Genomic DNA, 19,580 nt, shown 5'->3' on the forward strand with positions numbered 1-19,580 from the left:
CAATGGGGCATCTTCCTGCGCAACCACGACGAGCTCACCCTCGAAATGGTCACCGACGAAGAACGCGACTACATGTACGCGGAATACGCCAAAGATCCGCGCATGCGCGCCAACATCGGCATCCGGCGGCGGCTTGCCACCCTCCTGGACAACGACCGCAACCAGATCGAACTGTTCACCGCCCTGCTGCTGTCCCTCCCCGGCTCGCCGATCCTCTACTACGGCGACGAGATCGGCATGGGCGACAACATCTGGCTCGGCGACCGCGACGCGGTCCGCACCCCCATGCAGTGGACACCCGACCGCAACGCGGGCTTTTCGTCGTGCGATCCAGGAAGGCTCTACCTCCCGACGATCATGGATCCGGTCTACGGCTACCAGGTCACCAACGTCGAAGCCTCCATGTCATCCCCGTCCTCCCTGCTCCACTGGACCCGCCGGATGATCGAGATCCGCAAACAGAACCCCGCCTTCGGCCTCGGCTCCTACCTCGAACTCGCCTCCTCCAACAGCGCCGTCCTCGCCTTCCTGCGCGAGTACAACGACGACCTGGTCCTGTGCGTGCACAACTTCTCCCGCTTCGCGCAGCCCACCGAGCTCGACCTCCGGGCCTACGACGGCCGCAACCCCGTCGAACTCATCGGCGGAGTCCGCTTCCCCGCCATCGGCGAACTTCCCTATCTCCTCACCCTCGCCGGACACGGCTCCTACTGGTTCCGACTCTGCGAAAGAGCGCCCCGGACCGTGCGTTCCAAAAAGTGATCGGACGTGATGCTGATGTCTTCGCCTCTGCTGCTGTCGTACGACACCGAACCTCATCCCATCGCAAGCCCGACGCTGGCGGCCTTGTTGAGCCGCTGGCTGCCACGGCAAAGATGGTTCGCCCACCGGGAGCGTGCCGTCACCGGCGTCTCCGTGACGGCCGCGACGGAGCTGGCCCCCGACGTCTTTCACCTGCTGGTGCGGGTCGAGCAGGACGGGCTCCCCCAGGACTCCGCCTGTTACCAGTTGCTGCTGGGCGCCGTCACCGATCTGCCGCCCCGCCTGCACGGCTGCCTCCTGGGCCGGATGGAGGGTTCCCAGGGCCAGGACCTCCTGGTCTACGACGCTCTGTACGACCCCCGGGCCACGATCCTGCTCCTCGACCGGATACGGCGCGGCGGCGTCACGGGAGCGCTCCGCTTCGAGTCGTTCCCGCGCTCCGCGGTTCCCGCGGGCCTCATGCCGCACGTCCTGGAGGCCGAGCAGTCGAACACGTCCATCGTGTACGGCGATGAGATCATCCTGAAGCTGTTCCGCAGGGTGCAGCCCGGCATCAACCCCGACCTGGAGATTCCCGGCGTCCTTGCCCGGCACGGATACACGCGCGTGCCCGCGCCCGTCGCCTGGTTCCACACCTCCGAGCCGTTCTGGGGCACGCTCGGCGTCGTGCAGCGCTTCCTCCGCGGGGCGACGGACGGCTGGACCCTGGCCCTGCAATCGGCCCTGGCCCATGGCGACTTCTCCGATCAGGCCCGGGAACTGGGCCGGTTGACGGGCGAGTTGCACGTGGCGCTCGCCGAATCGTTCCCCGTGGGCGAGCCGACCGCGGAGCACCACACACGCCTGGCCGACCAGATGACGCACCGGCTGCTGCACGCGGCGGCCACCGTTCCAGCGCTGCGCTCGCACGTGCCGGGCCTGCGGGAGGTCTTCATCAAGCTCGCCACCGCGGACGGCGGTCTGCACCTGCAGCGCATCCACGGCGATCTCCATCTGGGTCAGGTGCTGCGGGCCGACGGCCGGTGGCATGTCGTCGACTTCGAGGGCGAGCCCGCCAAACCCCTGGCGGAACGGCGCGCCGACCGCTCTCCGATCCACGACATCGCCGGCATGCTGCGTTCCTTCGACTACGCCGCCCACGTCGAGCAGGGGGCCAGGCCGGAGTGGGCGGCGCGCTGCCGTACAGCCTTCTGCGACGGATACGGCGCGACCGGCCTCTTCGATCCGCAGGACATCCCGGTGCTTCTGCACGCGCACGAGGCCGACCGGGCCGTCTACGAAGTCCTCTACGAAGCGACGCACCGCCCTGACTGGATCACCGTCCCCCTGCGGGCCGTCGCACGTCTCGCCCGCCACCACTGACCGCCCGCCGGTTCGAGGAGCAGCACACATGGCCGTCACCGACGTGTCCCCCGCCGCAACAACCGCCACAGCGACCGCCACAGTGACCGCGGCAACCACAGCCGTCCGCGGTGCGTGCGCGGTACCCCCACTGGCCGCCGCCGACCGGGACCGGCTGTTGCGCGGCGCACATCACGACCCGCACGCCGTACTCGGTGCGCATCCCGTGCCCCACGGCGTACATCTGCGCTGCCTGCGGCCCGGCGCGAAGGCGGTGTCCGTCGTGCTGGACGGCCTCACGTGGGAGCTGCACGACGAGGGCGACGGCCTGTTCTCGGGCGGCATTCCGGTGGCCGAGGGATCCGCGTCCTACAGGCTGCGGGTGCACTACCCCGAGGCCGTCCTTGAGGTGGAGGACCCGTACCGCTTCCTTCCCACCCTGGGCGAGCTGGATCTGCACCTCATCTCCGAAGGCCGCCACGAGCAACTCTGGACGGCGCTCGGCGCGCATGTGGGAGAGCAGCAAGGGGTCCAGGGCACACGCTTCGCCGTGTGGGCTCCCAACGCGGTGGGCGTGCGGATCTGCGGCGACTTCTGCCACTGGGACGGAACCGCGCTGCCCATGCGGTCACTCGGGTCATCGGGCGTGTGGGAGCTCTTCGTGCCCGGCCTGGGCGAAGGGGCGATGTACAAATTCGAGATCACGCGAGGTGACGGCTCCCGTACGCAGCGCGCGGACCCGATGGCGCGCCACACGCAGACACCGCCGGCGACGGCCTCCGTCGTGACGAGCAGCCATCACGTGTGGGGCGACGCCCGATGGATGGAGCACCGGGCCGACCGCCCCGTCCACGAAGCTCCCATGTCCGTGTACGAGGTTCACCTCGGCTCGTGGAGACAGGGATCCACCTACCGCGAACTGGCAACGGAACTGACGGACTATGTACGGGGGTTGGGCTTCACTCATGTCGAGCTGATGCCCGTGGCCGAGCACCCCTTCGGCGGCTCGTGGGGCTATCAGGTCACCGGCTTCTACGCCCCCACGGCACGCTTCGGATCTCCCGACGACTTCAAGTACCTGATCGACACGCTGCACCAGGCCGGAATCGGCGTCCTCCTGGACTGGGTCCCCGGCCATTTCCCGCGCGACGACTGGGCCCTGGCCGCGTTCGACGGCCCACACCTGTACGAGCCGCAGGATCCCCGGCAGGCCGAGCACCCCGACTGGGGCACGCTGATCTTCGACTACGGCCGCAAGGAGGTCCGTAACTTCCTTGTCGCGAACGCCACTTACTGGTGCGAGGAGTTCCACATCGACGGGCTCCGCGTCGACGCCGTCGCCTCGATGCTCTACCTCGACTACTCACGCGAGGACGGCGAATGGTCCCCGAACATCCACGGGGGCCGCGAGAACCTCGACGCCGTCGCCTTCCTCCAGGAGATGAACGCCACCGTCTACCGCCGCTGTCCGGGCGTCGTCACCATCGCCGAGGAGTCCACGGCCTGGGACGGGGTCACCCGGGCCACGGACCACCCCTCGGCGGCCGGACTCGGGGGCCTGGGGTTCGGGCTCAAGTGGAACATGGGCTGGTCCCACGACTCCCTGGCCTACATCTCCCACGAGCCCGTGCACCGCAAGTACCACCACGACGAGATGACGTTCTCGATGGTGTACGCCTACAGCGAGAACTACGTCCTGCCTCTCTCCCACGACGAAGTCGTGCACGGAAAACGGGCGTTGGTCGACAAGATGCCGGGCGACTGGTGGCAGCGGCGTGCCAACCACCGCGCCTACCTGGCCTTCATGTGGGCCCACCCCGGCAAGCAACTCCTCTTCATGGGCCAGGAGTTCGCCCAGGGAGCGGAGTGGTCGGAGCGCGAAGGGCCTCAGTGGTGGGTGCTCGACGAGAATCACCCGGCGCACCTGGAACACCGGGCGGTCCAGCATCTCGTAGCCGATCTGAACCAGCACTACGTCGTGACGCCGTCCCTGTGGGAGCGGGACACCTCCCCGTCCGGCTTCACCTGGATCACCACCGACGCCGCCGAGGACAATGTCTTCGCCTTCCTCCGCCACGCCTCCGACGGCAGCCCGCTCATGGCCGTCTTCAACTTCTCGCCGGTGGTCCGCCACGACTACCGGCTCGGGGTGCCCCCCGAGGCGGGCGAAGCCTGGGAGGAGATCCTCAACACCGACGCGTCGCGCTACGGCGGCAGCGGAGTCGGGAACGACGCCCCGGTCCGGCTGGAGCCTCAGGCCGGGCACGGCTTCGCCGCATCCATCGCGTTGACTCTTCCACCGCTGGCGGGCATCTGGCTGAGGCCCCACGCGTCCGCGTGACGACGAGCCCACGCTTCAGGCCTGTGGCTGTTCCTGCGGGTCCTCGCTCAGGAACTCCGTGACCAGTCCGGGCGGGTTGGCGGCCCGGGTCAGGGCGAACATCTCGTCGGGGTCGAACATGTCGTAGAGGATCACCGGCAGGGGCCGTCCGAAAGCGCTGACGAGGTGACCGTCCTCGTGGAGTCGGCGCGCGACGTCGACGCAGAGTTCGTGGAACTGTTCCGCGAGCGCTTCGCCGCGTTCGTCCTGCTCCTCCTCGGTGAGGTCGCCCTCCTCCTCGTACCAGAGGTCTTCGGCCACCGCTTCTTGCCTGTGCAGATCGGCGCCGGCCGGGTCGTGTGCGGGGTCGTGGCCGATGACGCGGACGCCTTCCAGCCCCGACGGCGGGAAGTAGGCGTAGTTCCAGCGGGTCTCCCAGGGCTCCGACCCGTTCGTCTCCGCGAGCTGCCGAGCCGCCTCGGCCTCGGTGGTGTAGCCGATCGCCAGGTACGGGAACCTCGGGTCCTGGTCGACGCTGTCGATCCGGAACGTGACCGCGTAGATGTCGGCGGTCGCCTCTTCGGGAAACTCCGCCAGGGTGCGGGCGGACATCTCCGCCATGTGCTGCCGGAAGGTCATCAACAGCTCTTCTCCTCGATGACCGCGGTGGCCTCGACCTCCACCAGATGTTCGGGGACGTCCAGCGCCGCGACGCCCACCAGCGTGCCCGGCGGTACCGGCGTGACCCCCAACTTCGCGGACGCCCGTGCGACGCCCTCTGCGAAGAGAGGCATCTTGTCCGGCGTCCAGTCGACGACGTACACGGTCAGCTTCGCCACGTCGTCGAAGGAAGCGCCGACCCCGGCGAGGGCGGTGGCGACGTTGAGGTAACACTGCTCGACCTGCGCGGCGAGGTCGCCTTCGCCCACCGTGACTCCCTCGGCGTCCCAGGCGACCTGCCCGGCGAGGAACACCAGCTTCGAACCCGTCGCGACCGACACCTGCCGGTAGGCGTCGATCTTCGGCAACCCGTCGGGATCTACCAGAGTGATGGCCATGCTGTCTGTCTCCTTGGTCTCCGGTGGTTACTGGGAAACCCTAGGAGAGTGGCCGCTGACGTGGAAGAACGCACTTTCCGGTGACTGAGGAACCATTTGGTGACCAAGGAGTTCACGACACCGCCCTCACTGCGGCGAGCCGGAAGCCGAGATCCGTACGCGGTCGCTCTCGCCGTCGGAGAGGAACGCCGCGAGCGCCCGCCCCTCCTCGGTGACCGCTGCGCGGTCGGCGCGGGGAAGACGGCCCAGCGGGGTGACCGTCACCGTGTCTGCCTCAACCGTCCAGGTGGCGGCGACCCGGCCGTCGACCAGGACGACGCGGGCGCCTGCGACCGACAGGCCGCGGTGGGCGTCGTCGATGATCCGGGTGCGGTCCTGATAGCCGAGGATCGCGTTGTCGAACGCCGGCAGGAACCGCACCGGGGCAGGCGTGTCGGGGTCCGGGCGCGGTGCCTCGGGAAGGTCGAGCAGTTCCCGGCCCCGCTCGTCCCGGAAGGTGATCAGCTCCCCGCGCAGGGCGGTGACGGCGGCGGGCAGACCGGCGAGACCGCACCAGGCGCGCAGGTCGGCCGATGCGGCGGGACCGAACGCGGCCAGATAGCGGCGCAGCAGCGCCTGACCCACGGGATCGGAGCCGTCCGGGGGCAGAAGGTCGACGTCGCGCTCCAGCCAGGACGACAGCGGGGCGTTGCGCACTCCCGCCTTCGTGCGCCAGAGCCCGCGCGGCGGCATCTGCACCATCGGGACGACGGCCATCAGCATCTCCCCCAGCGCCCGTGGCCCCGGCTCCGGCCAGCGCTCGGCGAGTGCACGCGCGAGCTGAGTCATCGAGCGCGGCTCACCGTCGGCCATGACCTCCCGGCCCGCTGCCGCGAGCTCGTCGAGGTCCGTCCCGTCGAGTTCGCCGCGGTAGACCCCGAGGACCCGTTGGCGCAGCATCGTGTCGTGGCGGGCGCGCCAGGCCAGGGCGTCATCAGCGGTGACGAGGTGGACGGTGCGGCGCATGAGGTGGGTGCGCACCACGCGCCGCCGGACGAGATGGTCAGAGAGTTCCGCCGGGTCGAACGCCCGCAGCCGCGACCAGAGGCCGAAGAACGGCTCCTGCGGTTCCTGCGCCTGGAGACCGCCGAGGTGCGCGACGGCGTCGAGGGTCGGTACGTCGGCGCGATCGAGGAGCAGCTGCCGGGCGAGCGTCGCGCGGTTGAGCGCCCGGTTGTCGAGAACGGTCATAGGAGGCCTCCTACGGCGTTGTGCAGTTTCATGCTGGACCCGCGGGTCGCTCAGCTCGGCTTCCGGCCGTCGAGCGCCTCGCGCAGGATGTCCGCGTGGCCGGCGTGCTGGGCGGTCTCGGCGATGACGTGCATCAGCACCCCGCGCACGCTGCGTACGGCTCCCGGCTCGTGCCAGGGGGCCTCCGGCAGCGTGCGGGCGGCGACTTCCTCGTAGCGCGCGAGGATTGCGGCCAGCGTCTCGCCGGGCAGCATCCGGAAGCCGTTCTGGTGGTCGATCGCCCACCGCGGGAACTCGCGGGCGGTACCAGCGGCGAGGTCGTCCCAGGTGACACCGTCGGGCAGGTCGTAGCGCATCGCCGCCGGGCCGTCGACGGCGAAGCGCAGCCATGTCCCCGATCCCACGCACCATGTTGGTCAGGGCCGATCGCGCTGTCGCGAGCCCGGCGAGCAGGTCGATGCGCTCGGCGTCGAGTGCCGAGGTGGGCGGCGTGGGTGCGGTTGTCACAGTGATCGGGCCTTCCGGTCGTGCTCCGTGTCCGGCAGGTACGACCTTCGCAAGAGAAGCGGTCAGGTTGTGGCCGCTTCTCTTGGCAACATGGAGTCATGCCGAAGACCTCAGGGCGCCTGCTCTCGCTGCTCTCGCTGCTCCAGGCGCGCCGGGACTGGCCAGGCGCGCTGCTGGCCGAGCGTCTTGGCGTCAGCCCGCGCACCGTACGCCGTGACGTCGACCGCCTTCGCGAGCTCGGCTACCCCGTCGTGGCCGTCAAGGGGCCCGACGGGGGCTACCGCCTCGACGCGGGCACGGAACTGCCCCCGCTGCTGTTCGACGACGAACAGGCCGTCGCCCTCGCCGTCGCCCTCCAGATCGCCACCACCACCGGCGCCGGCATCGAGGAAGCCGCGGCGCGTGCGCTGACCACGGTCCGGCAGGTCATGCCCGCCCGGCTCCGCCGCCGCATCGACACCCTCCAAGTGACCGCCGTCGAGCGGCCCTCCGCCTCGCCGAACCCACAGGTCTCCGGCACGGTGCTCATGGCACTCAGCGCCGCCGTGCACGCCCGCGAGGAGCTGCGCTTCGACTACGCCCCCGTCTCCCCGCCCGCGGCCACCGACGACGGTCGAGCCGATCCTCCTCCGCGCCGGGTGCAGCCCCACCACCTCGTCACCTGGGGCTCGCGCTGGTATCTGGTCGCCTGGGACCTCGACCGCGAGGACTGGCGCACCTTCCGCGCGGACCGGATCACCCCGCGCACCCCGACGGGGCCCCGCTTCACCCCGCGCGAAGTGCCCGGCGGCGAGGTGGCCGCCTTCGTCGCGGGCAGGTTCCAGGGCTTCGACGGCTCGGGCTTGCCCTGCCGCGGCGAGGTGATCCTCGACCTGCCCGCGGCCGCCGTGTCCCGCTACAGCCGCGAGGGGGTCGTCGAGGAACTCGGCCCGGACCGCTGCCGACTCGTCCTCGGCTCGTGGTCATGGCCCGGTCTGGCCGCGGCCATCGGCGGGTTCGACGCCGACATCGAGGTCGTCGGCCCGCCTGAACTCAAGGCCGCCTTCGCACACTTGGCCCGCCGATACGCCAACGCCGCGACCAGTGCGCCTACTTGTTCGGATCCCGGAAGCGGCCGAACGCCTTAGTCAGGGCGCTCAGCGGCGAGCCGTCCGCCTTGACGTGACCCGGCGCGGAAGACCGGGGCACGCCGTCGCCACCGGTCACCTCGGCCAGCGCGGCCTGCGCCGCCTCGGCCGCCTGCTGGTACAGGTCACGGGAGTTCGTCATGGCCTCAAGGGCCTCGGCGTACTTCGTGACCATGCCCTGGGCGTGGGTCAGCTCCTCGTCCGGGGTGAGCAGGTGCCAGCCCTGGCGCAGCCGGGTCAGTGTCCGCTCGGCCTCGACAGGCAGCGGACGCGGCAGCGCGGCGAACTCCTTGATCCTGTCCAGGAGTTCGGTGGGTTCCGAGCCGTCCAGGAAGACGCTGCGCACCGTGAAGCGCTCCGCGTCGTACCCCTCGGTCTGCGGCGCCGTGGGCAGGATGACGGCGCCGCCGCGCGGCATCCGCACGCTCAGCTCCCGCTTCATCGCGAAGTCGGCGATCTGCGCCTGCTCCGGCGTGCCCCGGTGCTCGATCACCCGGTGCCGCAGGCTCGGCGGCAGGAACGTCGAGACCGGCCGCTGCCCGATCGCGTCCGGCGTCATCGCCTCGTGCACCACGAGGTGGATGAACCAGCTCTGCCGGGTGCAGTCCCGCAGCCGGTGGCGCAGCTCGTCGTCGTCCTTCGGCAGGTGGTTCGTCGTCCGCAGGCGCACGCCCGGCACCGTGTCGTGGTCCCAGGGGACACGGTCGCTGTCGGGCCAGAACATGAGGGCGGGCGAGGGCCAGCGCGCTTCCCATGCCCGTTCCGCCTCGGCGGCGATGACCCAGGTGACGCCATCGGCTTCCTTGCGGCGGGTCTCGGGGTCGTACAGCGTCAGCTGCGCGCGGACCGTGACGTCGTCGGCCACGCGCCAGCGGGCCTCGAAGAGGCGTCGGGCCGACGGGCCGGGGTCTGCGGACTCGTCCCGCGGGTGCAGGACGGTGGAGCGGGCCGCTTCGACGGGGTCGAGGTCCAGGAAGTCGTCGAGCACCCCGGCCGCCTTGAGGGCGATCAGGTTGCGCCGGACGTCCTGCTCGGGCTCGGGCCCGAGGTGGCGCCCGCGCCCCAGCCACGCGGTGTCGGGGGCGGTGGTCGTGGAGCTGCTTTTCTTGGCCATGGAGTCGTTCTGTGAGTGGTTGGGGCCCGACCAGTATGGCCCTTGGACCTGAGGAAGGAAGCGCTACCCCGTCCCCGGCTCCACCACGCCGAAATCTCTGCCCGGAACACGGATCGGCAGCGCCAGGACCGATGAGTACGCGTGCGACACGATGTCTGAAGAGTGGGAGGGGCGGACACGTCCCCCGGTCGAGAAAGTCGTCCCCCGGTCGAGAAAGTGGTGCGCGATGAGGTTGGTACTGCAGGAGTTCCTGTCCCTTGACGGCGTCTATCAGGGGCCGGGAGCGCCGGACGAGGACACCAGTGACGGGTTCACCCGGGGCGGCTGGTTCGTGCCGCACCTGGACGCGGAGTTCGAACGGCTGGCCGGTAGCTGGCTCGGTCGGGCGGACGCGTTCCTCTTCGGCCGCCGTACGTATCTGAACTTCGCGCGGGACTGGCCGAAGATGACCGAGCACCCGTTCGCCGCCATCTTGAACGGTCTTCCGAAGTACGTTGCCTCGCACAGCCTGACGACGGCCGAGTGGGACCCGACCACGATCCTGTCCGGCGACATCCCCGCCCAGGTCGCCGAGCTCAAGCGGCAGCCCGGCCGCGAGCTGCAGATCCACGGCAGCGGCCGCCTCGGCCAGTCCCTGCTGGCCGCCGGCCTGGTCGACGAACTGCGCCTCGCGATCGCGCCCGTGGTCGTGGGCACGGGCCGCCGCCTGCTCCCGGACGGCGGTGCGCCTCTCGGTTTGCGGCTCCTGAGCAACGAGACGACTCCGGGAGGTCTGGCGATCCACGTCTACGAATCGACGGGACTTCCGGAGTACGGGACGTACGGGGCCGAGGCGTAGGACCGGAGGGTCAGCCTTCTCGCTCCAGGCGTACGACGACGGGCGCGCCGAAGGGGTCTCCCGACTGGTTGACCTGGACGTGCCCGGCGCCCAGCCACTCGTCGGTGCCCGGCACGCGGTGGATCTCCTCCAGCCACAGCGACTGGTTCGACCCCTTGCGGGCGCCTGTCGACAGGGGCAGGCGATGGCGCTTGATCTTCACGCACCGTCCGTCGTCGGTCATGTACCAGTTGCCGTCGAGGAACAGGCCCTTGTCGTCCTGGCCCACCGGGGTGCGCAGCGCGCATCCGCCGGGCGCGTCCTTCTGCTCGACCCACTTCGAGCCGTCCCAGCGCAGCTGGATGAACTCGTCCGCGGGTTCGTTCTCGACCTCGCCGTGGTTGAAGGAGTTGCTGCCGTACGCGCGCACTTCACCGCTGTCGAGCGCGAAGACCTGGCCGAGGCCTGCGCTGGGTTCCGGCGGCAGGGGCTCCTCGAAGCGGGCCTGCGGAGTGTCCACCGCCTTCCAGGAGGTGCCGTCCCAGTGCATCGAGGCGGGCTGGCTGTACCCGTCATCGGAGCCTTCGAGTTGGGTGCCGGGACCGGTGGAGCGGCTGCCGACCGCCCAGACGTCGGCCGGGCCCACCACGGCGAGGTCGGAGGCTCCGTACGGCAGCCGGGTCGTGGTCCAGCGGGTGCCGTCCCAGTGCTGGGCGGTCCGCTCGCTGTCGAGGGCCCAGATGTCGTCCGGGCCCGCGGCTTCGAAGTCCCCGACGTTGCCCGGCGGGGGGCTTGCTACCGCGGACCAGCGGGTGCCGTCCCACTGGGCCCAGCGTTGCACGGCGGCGCCGTCTTCGGAGCCCTGCGGCCGCAGCCACAGTGCTTCCTCTCCGACCTCTTCGAGCAATGGCGCGTAGGCGCTGTCGCCGAGGGCTTCGGGGAGGGGCTCGCGCTTCCACTTCGTGCCGTCGTAGTGCAGCAGGTGGGCGTTGGACTCGCCGTTGTTCTCGGTGCCGACCGCCCAGATGTCGTCCTCGGCCAGGACGGCGACGTCGGCGAGCTTTCCGCTGTAGTCCGCGATGTGCTCGAACTCCCAAGTGAGGGAGCCCGCGGGGCTCTTCGGCCGGTCGTCCTTGCCTGCGGATCCGGCGGAGCCCGTGCCTCGTGAGCCGCCCGGCGCGGAGTCTGTGCCGCACCCGGCAGCGGTGAGCACAACGGCCAGCACCATGCCGGCCACCACTGCCTTGCCCTTGATTCCCGCAACGCCGCGAATGATCGCTCCCCCTAGTCCCACCTCAGCGAACGGGCAGCCTACCTGCCGGTCAGCCCGTCAGCCCGTCAGCCCGTCAGCCCGTCAGCCCGTCACCCCGTCACCCCGTCAGCCCGTCAGCCCGTCAGCCCGTCAGCCCGTCAAGAAGATCCCACACCCAGGACAACAGGCTGGCCTTTCGACGATGGCTACGGCAGCAGTAACGGCGCCTGCGCCAACGCCCCGTCTGCTCCACCGGCGCCCCACACCAGCCGCACCTCCGCGCCCTGCGCACTCCCCTGCCCCACCCCATGGCGGGACTGTAGCGGCGGAGGCGGCAGGTTGGTCCCTTCCCGTGGACCCGGTGGCGCGTCCCGATCGTCCTGCGGCTGTGCGGCCGTCGCCCCGGATACCTTCCGCGGCCATGGACACCCTCATCTTCGGCGGCCTTCTGGCCACCCTGTACGCGCTTCACCGGCAGCGGTCACGGGCCGTGCTGCTCGGCGGCTGGTGGATCATGCTCGTGCTCACGATCCTCCTGCTCGCCCATCACATCACCAGCAGCCTCAAGTTGGGGTTGAGCTACTGATGAGCGCGCTGACGGCCCCGCTGCCGGGCACCGAGCGCTTCAGCGTGCTCGGCAGGGTCCAGTACTGGTTCGCCTGCTTCTTCGCCGTCGGCTGGACCGGTGTCGTCTGCGGCGGGCTCGGCGTGCAGTTCATCTCCTGGGACTACCCCTGCCCGCTGTGCATGGTGCAGCGCATGTTCATGCTGCTCGCCGCGCTCGGGGCCGCGTACATCGTGCGTCGCGGCATGACCGGCACGGTCACGGGCCGCGACTACATGATGGGCTGGGGTCTCGCTCTGGTCGCCGTGATGTGCGGCGCCTTCGCGTCCTGGCGGCAGACGATGCTGCACATCCTGCCGGGCGACAAGGGCTACGGATCCCCCGTGCTCGGTCTGCACATGTACGTCTGGGCCTGGATCCTCTTCATGGCCTCGGTGGTGGCGATCGGCATCGTGATGGCCTTCGCCCACTCCACGGCCGACACCACGGTGCCCGCGTCTGGGATGTACAGGATGGCCGGTCGGGCCGTGCTCGGCTTCCTCGCACTGGTGATCGCGGTGAACCTGGTCGCGGTCTTCCTCCTGGAGGGCTTCCACTGGTTCCTGCCGGACGACCCGGACCGCTACCGCTTCTTCTACGACGTCGGGATCATGGACTGAGGCGCCCCACCCGCCCCGTCAGGGGGCAGGTGAGGCGCCTCGGTCAGGCTCGGCAGCCTAGAAGTCCATGTCGCCGCCCGGCTTGCCGCCGGGCTCGGAGCGCCGGTGCTCCTCGACCCTCTCGACGTCGCTCTGCTCGCCCTGCCTACGGGGCTGCTGCTTGCTGCGCTCCTGGTCGCGGACGGCGCGGCGCTTGTCCCGGGGAGACTGACGCTTACCCATGGTCGATCCTTACTGTCGGTGCACGCACCTTTGCGTGCAGTAACCATTCCAGTGCAACCCCGCCCCCGGCGGCTGGCCGTTACATGTACCCGTCCCGGCATTGATCGACTGCGATAAGCCCTGGTCAGCGCCTCGACGCGCTATGCCGCTTCGTAGTGGTGGGCACGACCGCCGCGCCACTTCACCCACGCCGGGTCGTCGAGCAGCACTTCCGCGTCCGGCAGTCCGGCCCGGCGCAGGAACTCGATGACGTCCGCGTCCGAGTGCGCGAGGCCGAGGATCTCTCCGCGCGCCGTCACTCTGCGCCCGCCCGTAGGCGAGAGCGCGTGGACGATTATCGGCGCGGTCTGCATGTCTCCAGGGTGCTCCGTGCCGCCCGCGCCGGCACTCCGAGCCGAAGGGCCGACCCCGCTGCCCGGCCGCACCGCCTACGCGCCGCCCGCCGCCACCCCCGCCTGAAACGTCTTCCGGTACACCTGCGGCGAGACCCCGATGGCCGCCTGCAAGTGCTGCCGCAGCGACGTGCCGGTGGCGAAACCGACCTCCGCGGCGATCCGGTCGACCGACAGGTCGCTGGACTCCAGCAGATGCCGGGCCCGGTGCACACGCTGCTGGATCAGCCAACGGCCGGGGCTCGTGCCCGTCTCCTCCTGGAAGCGGCGGGCGAAGGTGCGCGGGCTCATCCGGGCGTGCGCGGCCAACTCCCGCAGGGCGAGCGGCCGGTCGAGGTGTTCCAGGGCCCAGGTACGGGTGGCTCCGGTGCCGGCGGCGCCCTCGTCCGGGATCGGCTGTTCGATGTACTGGGCCTGGCCGCCCTCTCGCCACGGGGGCACGACGCAGTGCCGGGCGACCCGGTTGGCGACCGCGCTGCCGTGGTCGGAGCGCACCACGTGCAGGCACGCGTCGACCCCGGAGGCGGCCCCCGCCGAGGTGAGCACGTCGCCGTCGTCAACGAACAACACGTCGGGATCCAGGTCGACTTGGGGGAACAGCTTCCGGAAGTGGTCCGCGAGCGCCCAGTGCGTCGTCGCGGGCCGCCCGTCCAGCATGCCGGCCGCGGCGAGCGTGAACGCCCCCGTACAGATGGACACGAACCGCGTGCCGGGCCTGATTCGGGCGAGCGCGGCGCACACCGGCTCCGACAGCTCGGCGGCGATGAGCCGCAGGGAGTAGGGCGGCAGCACCACCGTGTCCGCGCTCTCCAGCGCCTCGGGGCCGTGTCCGACGGTGATGGTGAAATCGGCGTCGGTGGCCACCGTGCGGTCCTCCGTCGCCGCGCAGGTCACCACCTCGTAAGCCCCGGGGACCAGCGGGAAGACCCTGTTCGGGATGCCGAGCTCGAAGGGGTAGACGCCGTCGAGAGCGAGGACGACCACGCGGTGCGGGCGATCGGCGAGGAATTCCATCGAAGCCATGGCACGATCCTATCGCTTAATGGCAATCTTGCCATTGCCCAGGTCAAGACCTTGCCGCACGCTGTATTCATGACCAACAACAACACCAAGGCCATCAGCCAGGACGTCCTGGGCGACCCCGACGTACTGAAAGAGATCGAGGTCGCTCGCCCCGAGCCCGGCGTCGGGCAGGTGCTCGTGGCCGTGCACGCGGCGGGCGTGAACCCGACCGACTGGAAGCACCGCAGGTTCGGCGCCTTCCTGGGCGAGCCGCCGTTCACGCTCGGCTGGGACGTGTCGGGCGTCGTCGAGGCGGTCGGCATCGGCGTCTCGCTGTTCAAGCCGGGCGACGAGGTGTTCGGCATGCTGCCCTACCCGTACGGGGCCGGTTCGCACGCCGAGTACGTGACCGGACCCACCCGCGCCTTCGTACGAAGGCCCGCGGGATTGAGCCACGTCGAGGCGGGCGCCCTGCCGCTGGTCGCGCTGACCGCCTGGCAGGCCCTGGTCGACAACGCCCAAGTGCAGCCGGGCCAGCGGGTGTTGGTGCACGCGGCGGCCGGTGGCGTGGGCCATGTGGCGGTGCAGATCGCCAAGGCGCGTGGCGCGTACGTCATCGGCACGGCCTCGGCCGCCAAGCATGACTTCGTGCGCTGCCTGGGCGCGGACGAAGTCATCGACTACCGCTCCGCGGACTTCGTGAAGGAGGCCCGTGACATCGACGTGGTCCTCGACCCGCTGGGCGGCGAGGACCGGCTGCGCTCCCTGGAGGTGCTGCGGCCGGGCGGCATGCTGGTGTCGATCCTGCCGGGCAACTTCGGCGAAGTAGCCGAGCGCGCGGCCGAGTTGGGCGTTCGGGCCACGGACATGCTGGTGGAGCACGACCAGGCGGGCATGGCGGCGATCGCGGCCCTCGCCGAGTCCGGACAGCTGCGGGTCCACGTCTCGGACACGTATCCGCTCGCCGACGCCGCGAAGGCGCACGCGCAGGGCGAGACGGGCCGCGTCACGGGGAAGCTGGTGCTCACGGTCCGCCCGTAGGCGCCCCGCGAAGGCGCTTCGGCCACGACACCGAGCGGGCGGCACCGATCCGGTGCCGCCCGCTCCGTCTCGCCGCACGGTCTACCCGTAGAAGTCAGGCCGCTCGACCAGCTCGACCTCGACGCGCCCGCCCTCCCGCTGGGACACCACGCCCGCCTCGCACACGGCCGCCGCCGCATAGCCGTCCCAGGCGCTCGGGCCTGTGACCTCGCCCCTGCGGGTGGCGTCCACCCAGGCCTGCACCTCGCGGTCGTAGGCGTCCTCGAAACGCTCGACGTAGTCCGGCGGGACGTGCCCTCCCCAGCGGCCGTCGGTGCTCACCCGGGGCCCTTGTTCGTCCCCGATGCGTACGGTGCCCCGCTCACAGACCGCCTCGGCCTGGACCTGGTAGCCGTAACCGCAGTGACCGAAGATCTCGACGTCGACGAGCGCGCCCGACGTGGTCTCGAGGAGGACGAACTGAGGGTCGTTCATGCCCGCCGGGGCGAGCGACGACGCCGTCGGCTTGTGCACGGTGACCGCCGCGATCTCCTGGTCGAGCAGCCAGCGGGCCGCGTCCACCTCGTGGGCGACGGAGCTGGTGATGAGCATCTCGTCGGTGAATCCCGGCGGCATGGCCAGGTTGCGGTGGCGTTGGTGCAGCATCAGCGCCCTGCCCAACTCACCGCTGTCGAGGAGCCCTTTGAGCCTGACGTACTCGGCGTCGTAGCGCCGCATGAAGCCCACCTGGATACGCCGGTGTCCGAGCCGCCGCTCCGCCTCCATGACGCGCAGGGAAGAGGCCGTGTCCGGAGCCATCGGCTTCTCGCACAGCACCGGCAGGTCGCGACCGAGGGCTTCGGTCAGGGCCGCCTCGTGGGCGGGGCCGGGAGAGGCGATCAGTACGGCATCCACCTCTCCCGAGGCCATGGCGGCCGCCGGTTCGGTGTAGGCCGTGCACCCGTCGATCGTGGCGGCCAGGGACTTCGCACGCTCCGCCTCGATGTCGGCGACGGCCGCCACCCGCGCCCCGCTGATGACCTCATGGAGCCGGCGTACGTGGTCCGCGCCCATCTTTCCGGTGCCTATGACGGCCACACCGAGTCCTCGCTGAGATGGCATGACGGTGGTGTCTCCCCTCCTGGTGAAGGACGCTCCCGCACCTCATCTCCAGCGAGAGAACCCTCCGTCGGACCGCACCGTCAAGGTCGGCCGAGGAGGCCGAAACCGCCCCTTCGGCCCCAGCGAGCACTGCCGACCCGGTTTACAGACCCGCCCGGCCGGTCACTCGGACCACCCGAGGACATCTCGAAGTCACGTCGTCAGGACGGGAGTACGGGCAATGAAGTGGTGGAGGCAGGAAGCGGCGTGCACGGAGGAGGATCCCGAACTCTTCTTCCCCGTGAGCGCCCTGGGCGCCGGTGCGACGCAGACCCTGCGCGCCAAGGAGGTGTGCGCACGCTGCCCGGTGCGCGCGGAATGCCTGGAGTGGGCCCTGGACACCCGCCAGCAGTCAGGCGTGTGGGGCGGCACCGACGAGGTGCAGCGCACGGCGATGCTGCGCCGCCGCGAGGCCCGGCGCCAGGTGTCCTCGTCGCGGCGCGCTCAGGGGTGAGGGTGTCCCTGCTCGGGGTCGTCGTCGGGGGTCTGCCAGGTGGTGCCGCGCTGGGCTTCACCGCTGGCGGGGTCGGCGTCGTAGGCGGGTGTGGTGGGCTCGGTGCGGCGGGCCGCGCGGCGCCGTCCGCTGACGAACATGGCGAGCAGTCCGACGACCACAGCGATGCCGACGATAATGAAGATCAGCGCGCCGCCGCCCTCGATGGCCAGAACGGTATAGCTGTGAGTGCTCATAGCACTCATGTACCCCATCTGGGGAGAAATCGCTCCCGCCGGTGGACGGGTTCACCGAGACGTCCGCCCGAAGCCAGCAACACAGCGCGACGTGAGGCCCGGCGGTGGGGATGATGGAGCCGAAGGGATCACGGGCGCGGGCCGCTGACGCGGGTCGTCTTCCGGCCCACAGGGTCGGGCGCCAGTAGTCCGAAGGGGGTGGGGCGTCCATCGACCTCAGAACGGTACGAAGATGAACAGCAATAAGGCACCTGCAAGCCACAACGTAGTCAGCAGCTCGGTCTTCGGCGCACCCTGTTGGGTCAGCTTGACCACGCGTGATCTAACGGCCGCGGAGGAGTTCTACCACGCGGTACTGGGATGGGACTGGCGCATCGGAAAGCTGGGCGACCAGTACAGATTTGCGAGTGTGAATGGAGTGCCGGTGGCGGGAGTCTCCGCCGTGGAGGCCATCGGGCGGACGGCCGTCGCATGGACCCCCTTCTTCGCCGCCTCCGACGCGAACGAGACCGTGGCCCGCAGCCAGGAGCGCGGGGGGACGACCGCCGTGGGGCCCATCTCGTTCCCTCCGGGGCGTGCGGCTCTGCTGGCCGACCGCGAGGGAGCGGTCTTCGGCATCTGGGAGGGCGAGCTGGTGGCCGACTGGGAGGAATGGCGCAGCGCGGCCCCGGTCTTCGTGGAGCTCTACACCCGGGATGCTTTCGACGCGGCCATCTTCTACGCGGAGGTGCTCGGCTGGGCGTCCTCGGTCTCGGGCTGCTGCGAGGTCCACTACGAGGACGAGAGGGTCGTCCTGCGCAGCCAGGGCGACATCGTGGCCCGCATCCACTCGGGCGCGGTGGAATCCGCGCCCGATCCGGAGATCCGGCCCCACTGGCAGATCCACTTCACGGTCGACGACGTGGATGCCTGCGCCCGGGCCGCGCGAGCCCACGGCGGCAGTGTCCTCCAGGGCGCGGCGGGTGCGACGGAGGCGATCCTGAGCGATCCGGACGGGGCGCGCTTCGTGGTGAACTCCAAACCGGCACGGTGAGAAGCTGCCCACGGTGAGAAGCCGCCGGGGCGAGATCGCGGACGGCCCCCGGCCCAGGCGGCTCAGGGCTTGAGCAGCGTCTTGATCATCCCGTCTTCCTTGTCCTGGAACATCTGGTACGCCTTGGGACCGTCTTCCAGGGTCATGTGGTGAGTGGCGAAGTCGTCGACTCCGAGCGGGTCCTCGTCGGTGAGGAGCGGCAGGATGTCGTCCACCCAGTGCCTGACGTTGGCCTGCCCCATGCGGAGCTGGATCTGCTTGTCGAACATGGTCAGGAGCGGCATGGGGTCGACCGCACCGCCGTAGACACCGGAGATGGAGACGGTGCCTCCGCGCCGGACGATGTCGATCGCCGCGTGGAGGGCGCCGAGGCGGTCGACGCCGGCGCGGTCCATGAGCTTTTCGGCCACGGCGTTCGGCAGCAGGCCCACACCCCAATGGGCCGCCTTGGCCAGAGGCGCGCCGTGTGCCTCCATTCCCACGGCGTCGATGACGGCGTCCGTGCCGCGCCCGTCCGTCAGGTCACGGATCGCGTTGCCGAGGTCCTTGCCGTAGCGGCGCAGGTCCAGGGCCTTGACGCCGTCACCGTAGGCGCGGCTCAGCCGCTCGGGCACCAGGTCGACGCCGACGACGAGGCTCGCGCCCCGGTGAAGTGCGATGCGCGCTGCCATGGCGCCGATCGGTCCGAGTCCCAGGACGGTCACCGTGCCGCCGGGCGGGATGTCGGCGTACTCCACCGCCTGCCAGGCGGTGGGGAGCACGTCGGAGAGGAAGACGAACCGGTCGTCCGGCGGGCCCGTGGGCACCTTGATGGGCAGGGTGTTGCCGAACGGCACCCTCAGGAGTTCCGCCTGCCCGCCGGGCACCTGACCGTAGAGCTTGGTGTATCCGAAGAGGGCGGCGCCCGTGCCGCGCTCCTTGACCTGGGTCGTCTCGCACTGCGACTGCAGACCCCGGTCGCACATGAAGCAGTGCCCGCAGGAGATGTTGAACGGCACCACCACTCGGTCGCCCGCCGACAGTTCGGTGACGTCCGGGCCGACTTCCTCGACGATCCCCATCGGTTCGTGACCCAGGATGTCGCCGGGATCGATATAGGGGCCCAGGACCTCGTACAGATGCAGGTCGGATCCACAGACGCCGGTGGACGTCACCCGCACGATGACGTCGGTCGGGTCCTTGAGCACGGGGTCGGGGACTGTCTCGACACGGACGTCTCGCTTGCCGTGCCAGGTGAGTGCGCGCATCGGGGTCTCCTCCAGTAGCGGTGGCGCTCGGCCCCCTGCGGGTCTCCCGTGAGGGGGCCGT

21 protein-coding genes and 1 pseudogene are annotated in these 19,580 nt (G+C 70.3%); 10 read left to right on the forward strand and 12 right to left on the reverse strand.

Going from position 1 to position 19,580, the window contains the following annotated elements:
- From ACWGI2_RS38905 to glgB, 3 genes are all read left to right on the forward strand, one after another.
- Positions 1 to 762 (forward strand): alpha-glucosidase C-terminal domain-containing protein (locus tag ACWGI2_RS38905; RefSeq protein WP_453700623.1); only part of this gene is annotated, 762 nt, incomplete at its 5' end.
- Positions 763 to 771: 9 nt separating this feature from the next.
- Positions 772 to 2,124, forward strand: a complete 1,353-nt coding sequence (locus ACWGI2_RS38910) for a maltokinase N-terminal cap-like domain-containing protein (RefSeq protein WP_453398708.1) — start codon at positions 772 to 774, stop codon at positions 2,122 to 2,124.
- Between the two features lie 28 nt (positions 2,125 to 2,152).
- Positions 2,153 to 4,444 (forward strand): 1,4-alpha-glucan branching protein GlgB, encoded by a 2,292-nt coding sequence (gene glgB / locus ACWGI2_RS38915; protein WP_453700625.1) that lies wholly within the window; start codon positions 2,153 to 2,155, stop codon positions 4,442 to 4,444.
- A 15-nt stretch (positions 4,445 to 4,459) separates the two neighbouring features.
- On the opposite strand, the gene ACWGI2_RS38920 is transcribed toward glgB, so the two are convergent.
- From ACWGI2_RS38920 to ACWGI2_RS38935, 4 genes and pseudogenes are all read right to left on the reverse strand, one after another.
- Positions 4,460 to 5,062: a hypothetical protein gene (locus ACWGI2_RS38920; RefSeq protein ID WP_453700626.1), complete on the reverse strand. Its 603-nt coding sequence runs from the start codon at positions 5,060 to 5,062 to the stop codon at positions 4,460 to 4,462.
- Entirely contained in the window at positions 5,062 to 5,481 is a 420-nt protein-coding gene (locus ACWGI2_RS38925) for a RidA family protein (RefSeq protein ID WP_453700627.1), read from the reverse strand. The genes ACWGI2_RS38920 and ACWGI2_RS38925 overlap by 1 nt, the downstream gene beginning before the upstream one ends.
- 126 nt (positions 5,482 to 5,607) lie before the next feature.
- A complete protein-coding gene (locus ACWGI2_RS38930) occupies positions 5,608 to 6,711 on the reverse strand; it encodes a winged helix DNA-binding domain-containing protein (protein ID WP_453700628.1) in 1,104 nt (367 codons plus the stop codon).
- A gap of 50 nt (positions 6,712 to 6,761) precedes the next feature.
- Positions 6,762 to 7,224, reverse strand: a pseudogene (locus ACWGI2_RS38935) (mycothiol transferase).
- Between the two features lie 92 nt (positions 7,225 to 7,316).
- Here ACWGI2_RS38935 and ACWGI2_RS38940 point away from each other — a divergent pair.
- Complete coding sequence (locus ACWGI2_RS38940; RefSeq protein ID WP_453700629.1) at positions 7,317 to 8,345, forward strand: helix-turn-helix transcriptional regulator; 1,029 nt, start codon at positions 7,317 to 7,319, stop codon at positions 8,343 to 8,345.
- Here the strand turns inward: ACWGI2_RS38940 and ACWGI2_RS38945 are convergent.
- Positions 8,308 to 9,459, reverse strand: coding sequence for a hypothetical protein (locus ACWGI2_RS38945; RefSeq protein ID WP_453700631.1), 1,152 nt, complete (start codon positions 9,457 to 9,459; stop codon positions 8,308 to 8,310). The genes ACWGI2_RS38940 and ACWGI2_RS38945 overlap by 38 nt on opposite strands.
- Positions 9,460 to 9,685: 226 nt before the next feature.
- Here ACWGI2_RS38945 and ACWGI2_RS38950 point away from each other — a divergent pair, with 226 nt between their 5' ends.
- A complete protein-coding gene (locus tag ACWGI2_RS38950; protein ID WP_453700632.1) occupies positions 9,686 to 10,297 on the forward strand; it encodes a dihydrofolate reductase family protein in 612 nt (203 codons plus the stop codon).
- 10 nt (positions 10,298 to 10,307) lie between these two features.
- Here ACWGI2_RS38950 and ACWGI2_RS38955 read toward each other — a convergent pair whose 3' ends face one another.
- A complete protein-coding gene (locus tag ACWGI2_RS38955) occupies positions 10,308 to 11,504 on the reverse strand; it encodes a hypothetical protein (protein WP_453700634.1) in 1,197 nt (398 codons plus the stop codon).
- A gap of 445 nt (positions 11,505 to 11,949) precedes the next feature.
- Between ACWGI2_RS38955 and ACWGI2_RS38960 the strand changes: the two genes are divergently transcribed.
- Positions 11,950 to 12,114, forward strand: a complete 165-nt coding sequence (locus ACWGI2_RS38960; protein ID WP_202121475.1) for a DUF5993 family protein — start codon at positions 11,950 to 11,952, stop codon at positions 12,112 to 12,114.
- Positions 12,114 to 12,752, forward strand: coding sequence for a disulfide bond formation protein B (locus ACWGI2_RS38965; protein ID WP_453700636.1), 639 nt, complete (start codon positions 12,114 to 12,116; stop codon positions 12,750 to 12,752). Before ACWGI2_RS38960 ends, ACWGI2_RS38965 begins: the two co-directional genes overlap by 1 nt.
- Positions 12,753 to 12,809: 57 nt before the next feature.
- Here ACWGI2_RS38965 and ACWGI2_RS38970 read toward each other — a convergent pair whose 3' ends face one another.
- The 3 genes from ACWGI2_RS38970 to ACWGI2_RS38980 all read right to left on the reverse strand — a co-directional run bounded on the left by ACWGI2_RS38970 (position 12,810) and on the right by ACWGI2_RS38980 (position 14,389).
- Positions 12,810 to 12,974, reverse strand: a complete 165-nt coding sequence (locus tag ACWGI2_RS38970) for a hypothetical protein (protein WP_453398718.1) — start codon at positions 12,972 to 12,974, stop codon at positions 12,810 to 12,812.
- 140 nt (positions 12,975 to 13,114) lie between these two features.
- The gene (locus ACWGI2_RS38975) at positions 13,115 to 13,327 is read right to left on the reverse strand and encodes a hypothetical protein (protein ID WP_160509546.1); all 213 of its coding nucleotides are present in this window, start codon (positions 13,325 to 13,327) and stop codon (positions 13,115 to 13,117) included.
- A gap of 75 nt (positions 13,328 to 13,402) precedes the next feature.
- Positions 13,403 to 14,389, reverse strand: coding sequence for a GlxA family transcriptional regulator (locus ACWGI2_RS38980; RefSeq protein ID WP_453700637.1), 987 nt, complete (start codon positions 14,387 to 14,389; stop codon positions 13,403 to 13,405).
- Between the two features lie 69 nt (positions 14,390 to 14,458).
- Between ACWGI2_RS38980 and ACWGI2_RS38985 the strand changes: the two genes are divergently transcribed.
- Positions 14,459 to 15,409: an NADP-dependent oxidoreductase gene (locus tag ACWGI2_RS38985; RefSeq protein WP_453700639.1), complete on the forward strand. Its 951-nt coding sequence runs from the start codon at positions 14,459 to 14,461 to the stop codon at positions 15,407 to 15,409.
- 81 nt (positions 15,410 to 15,490) lie between these two features.
- Here ACWGI2_RS38985 and ACWGI2_RS38990 read toward each other — a convergent pair whose 3' ends face one another.
- Positions 15,491 to 16,510, reverse strand: a complete 1,020-nt coding sequence (locus ACWGI2_RS38990) for a Gfo/Idh/MocA family protein (protein WP_453700640.1) — start codon at positions 16,508 to 16,510, stop codon at positions 15,491 to 15,493.
- 220 nt (positions 16,511 to 16,730) lie between these two features.
- On the opposite strand from ACWGI2_RS38990, the gene ACWGI2_RS38995 reads away from it, so the two are divergent.
- Positions 16,731 to 17,003, forward strand: coding sequence for a WhiB family transcriptional regulator (locus ACWGI2_RS38995; RefSeq protein WP_453398723.1), 273 nt, complete (start codon positions 16,731 to 16,733; stop codon positions 17,001 to 17,003).
- Here ACWGI2_RS38995 and ACWGI2_RS39000 read toward each other — a convergent pair.
- On the reverse strand, positions 16,994 to 17,239 hold the full coding sequence (locus ACWGI2_RS39000) for a DUF6479 family protein (protein ID WP_453398724.1): 246 nt from the start codon (positions 17,237 to 17,239) through the stop codon (positions 16,994 to 16,996). The genes ACWGI2_RS38995 and ACWGI2_RS39000 overlap by 10 nt on opposite strands.
- Positions 17,240 to 17,471: 232 nt before the next feature.
- On the opposite strand from ACWGI2_RS39000, the gene ACWGI2_RS39005 reads away from it, so the two are divergent.
- Entirely contained in the window at positions 17,472 to 18,272 is an 801-nt protein-coding gene (locus ACWGI2_RS39005) for a VOC family protein (RefSeq protein WP_453700642.1), read from the forward strand.
- Between the two features lie 62 nt (positions 18,273 to 18,334).
- On the opposite strand, the gene ACWGI2_RS39010 is transcribed toward ACWGI2_RS39005, so the two are convergent.
- Positions 18,335 to 19,519, reverse strand: a complete 1,185-nt coding sequence (locus ACWGI2_RS39010) for a zinc-dependent alcohol dehydrogenase (RefSeq protein ID WP_453700643.1) — start codon at positions 19,517 to 19,519, stop codon at positions 18,335 to 18,337.
- Between the last annotated feature and the right edge of the window lie 61 nt (positions 19,520 to 19,580).

This window comes from Streptomyces sp. NPDC054866 (genome assembly GCF_053610745.1).

Excerpts from the sequence above, each read along its gene's own strand:
- ACWGI2_RS38985 (WP_453700639.1), top strand. The coding sequence starts at position 14,459 with ATGACCAACAACAACACCAAGGCCATCAGCCAGGACGTCCTGGGCGAC.
- ACWGI2_RS38990 (WP_453700640.1), bottom strand. The coding sequence starts at position 16,510 with ATGCCATCTCAGCGAGGACTCGGTGTGGCCGTCATAGGCACCGGAAAG.
- ACWGI2_RS38945 (WP_453700631.1), bottom strand. The coding sequence starts at position 9,459 with ATGGCCAAGAAAAGCAGCTCCACGACCACCGCCCCCGACACCGCGTGG.
- ACWGI2_RS38920 (WP_453700626.1), bottom strand. The coding sequence starts at position 5,062 with ATGACCTTCCGGCAGCACATGGCGGAGATGTCCGCCCGCACCCTGGCG.
- ACWGI2_RS39000 (WP_453398724.1), bottom strand. The coding sequence starts at position 17,239 with ATGAGCACTCACAGCTATACCGTTCTGGCCATCGAGGGCGGCGGCGCG.
- ACWGI2_RS38955 (WP_453700634.1), bottom strand. The coding sequence starts at position 11,504 with ATGGTGCTGGCCGTTGTGCTCACCGCTGCCGGGTGCGGCACAGACTCC.
- ACWGI2_RS38960 (WP_202121475.1), top strand. The coding sequence starts at position 11,950 with ATGGACACCCTCATCTTCGGCGGCCTTCTGGCCACCCTGTACGCGCTT.
- ACWGI2_RS38950 (WP_453700632.1), top strand. The coding sequence starts at position 9,686 with ATGAGGTTGGTACTGCAGGAGTTCCTGTCCCTTGACGGCGTCTATCAG.
- ACWGI2_RS38970 (WP_453398718.1), bottom strand. The coding sequence starts at position 12,974 with ATGGGTAAGCGTCAGTCTCCCCGGGACAAGCGCCGCGCCGTCCGCGAC.
- ACWGI2_RS38995 (WP_453398723.1), top strand. The coding sequence starts at position 16,731 with ATGAAGTGGTGGAGGCAGGAAGCGGCGTGCACGGAGGAGGATCCCGAA.
- ACWGI2_RS38975 (WP_160509546.1), bottom strand. The coding sequence starts at position 13,327 with ATGCAGACCGCGCCGATAATCGTCCACGCGCTCTCGCCTACGGGCGGG.
- ACWGI2_RS39010 (WP_453700643.1), bottom strand. The coding sequence starts at position 19,519 with ATGCGCGCACTCACCTGGCACGGCAAGCGAGACGTCCGTGTCGAGACA.
- ACWGI2_RS38910 (WP_453398708.1), top strand. The coding sequence starts at position 772 with ATGCTGATGTCTTCGCCTCTGCTGCTGTCGTACGACACCGAACCTCAT.
- ACWGI2_RS38980 (WP_453700637.1), bottom strand. The coding sequence starts at position 14,389 with ATGGCTTCGATGGAATTCCTCGCCGATCGCCCGCACCGCGTGGTCGTC.
- ACWGI2_RS39005 (WP_453700642.1), top strand. The coding sequence starts at position 17,472 with ATGAACAGCAATAAGGCACCTGCAAGCCACAACGTAGTCAGCAGCTCG.
- ACWGI2_RS38930 (WP_453700628.1), bottom strand. The coding sequence starts at position 6,711 with ATGACCGTTCTCGACAACCGGGCGCTCAACCGCGCGACGCTCGCCCGG.
- ACWGI2_RS38925 (WP_453700627.1), bottom strand. The coding sequence starts at position 5,481 with ATGGCCATCACTCTGGTAGATCCCGACGGGTTGCCGAAGATCGACGCC.
- ACWGI2_RS38965 (WP_453700636.1), top strand. The coding sequence starts at position 12,114 with ATGAGCGCGCTGACGGCCCCGCTGCCGGGCACCGAGCGCTTCAGCGTG.
- ACWGI2_RS38940 (WP_453700629.1), top strand. The coding sequence starts at position 7,317 with ATGCCGAAGACCTCAGGGCGCCTGCTCTCGCTGCTCTCGCTGCTCCAG.
- glgB (WP_453700625.1), top strand. The coding sequence starts at position 2,153 with ATGGCCGTCACCGACGTGTCCCCCGCCGCAACAACCGCCACAGCGACC.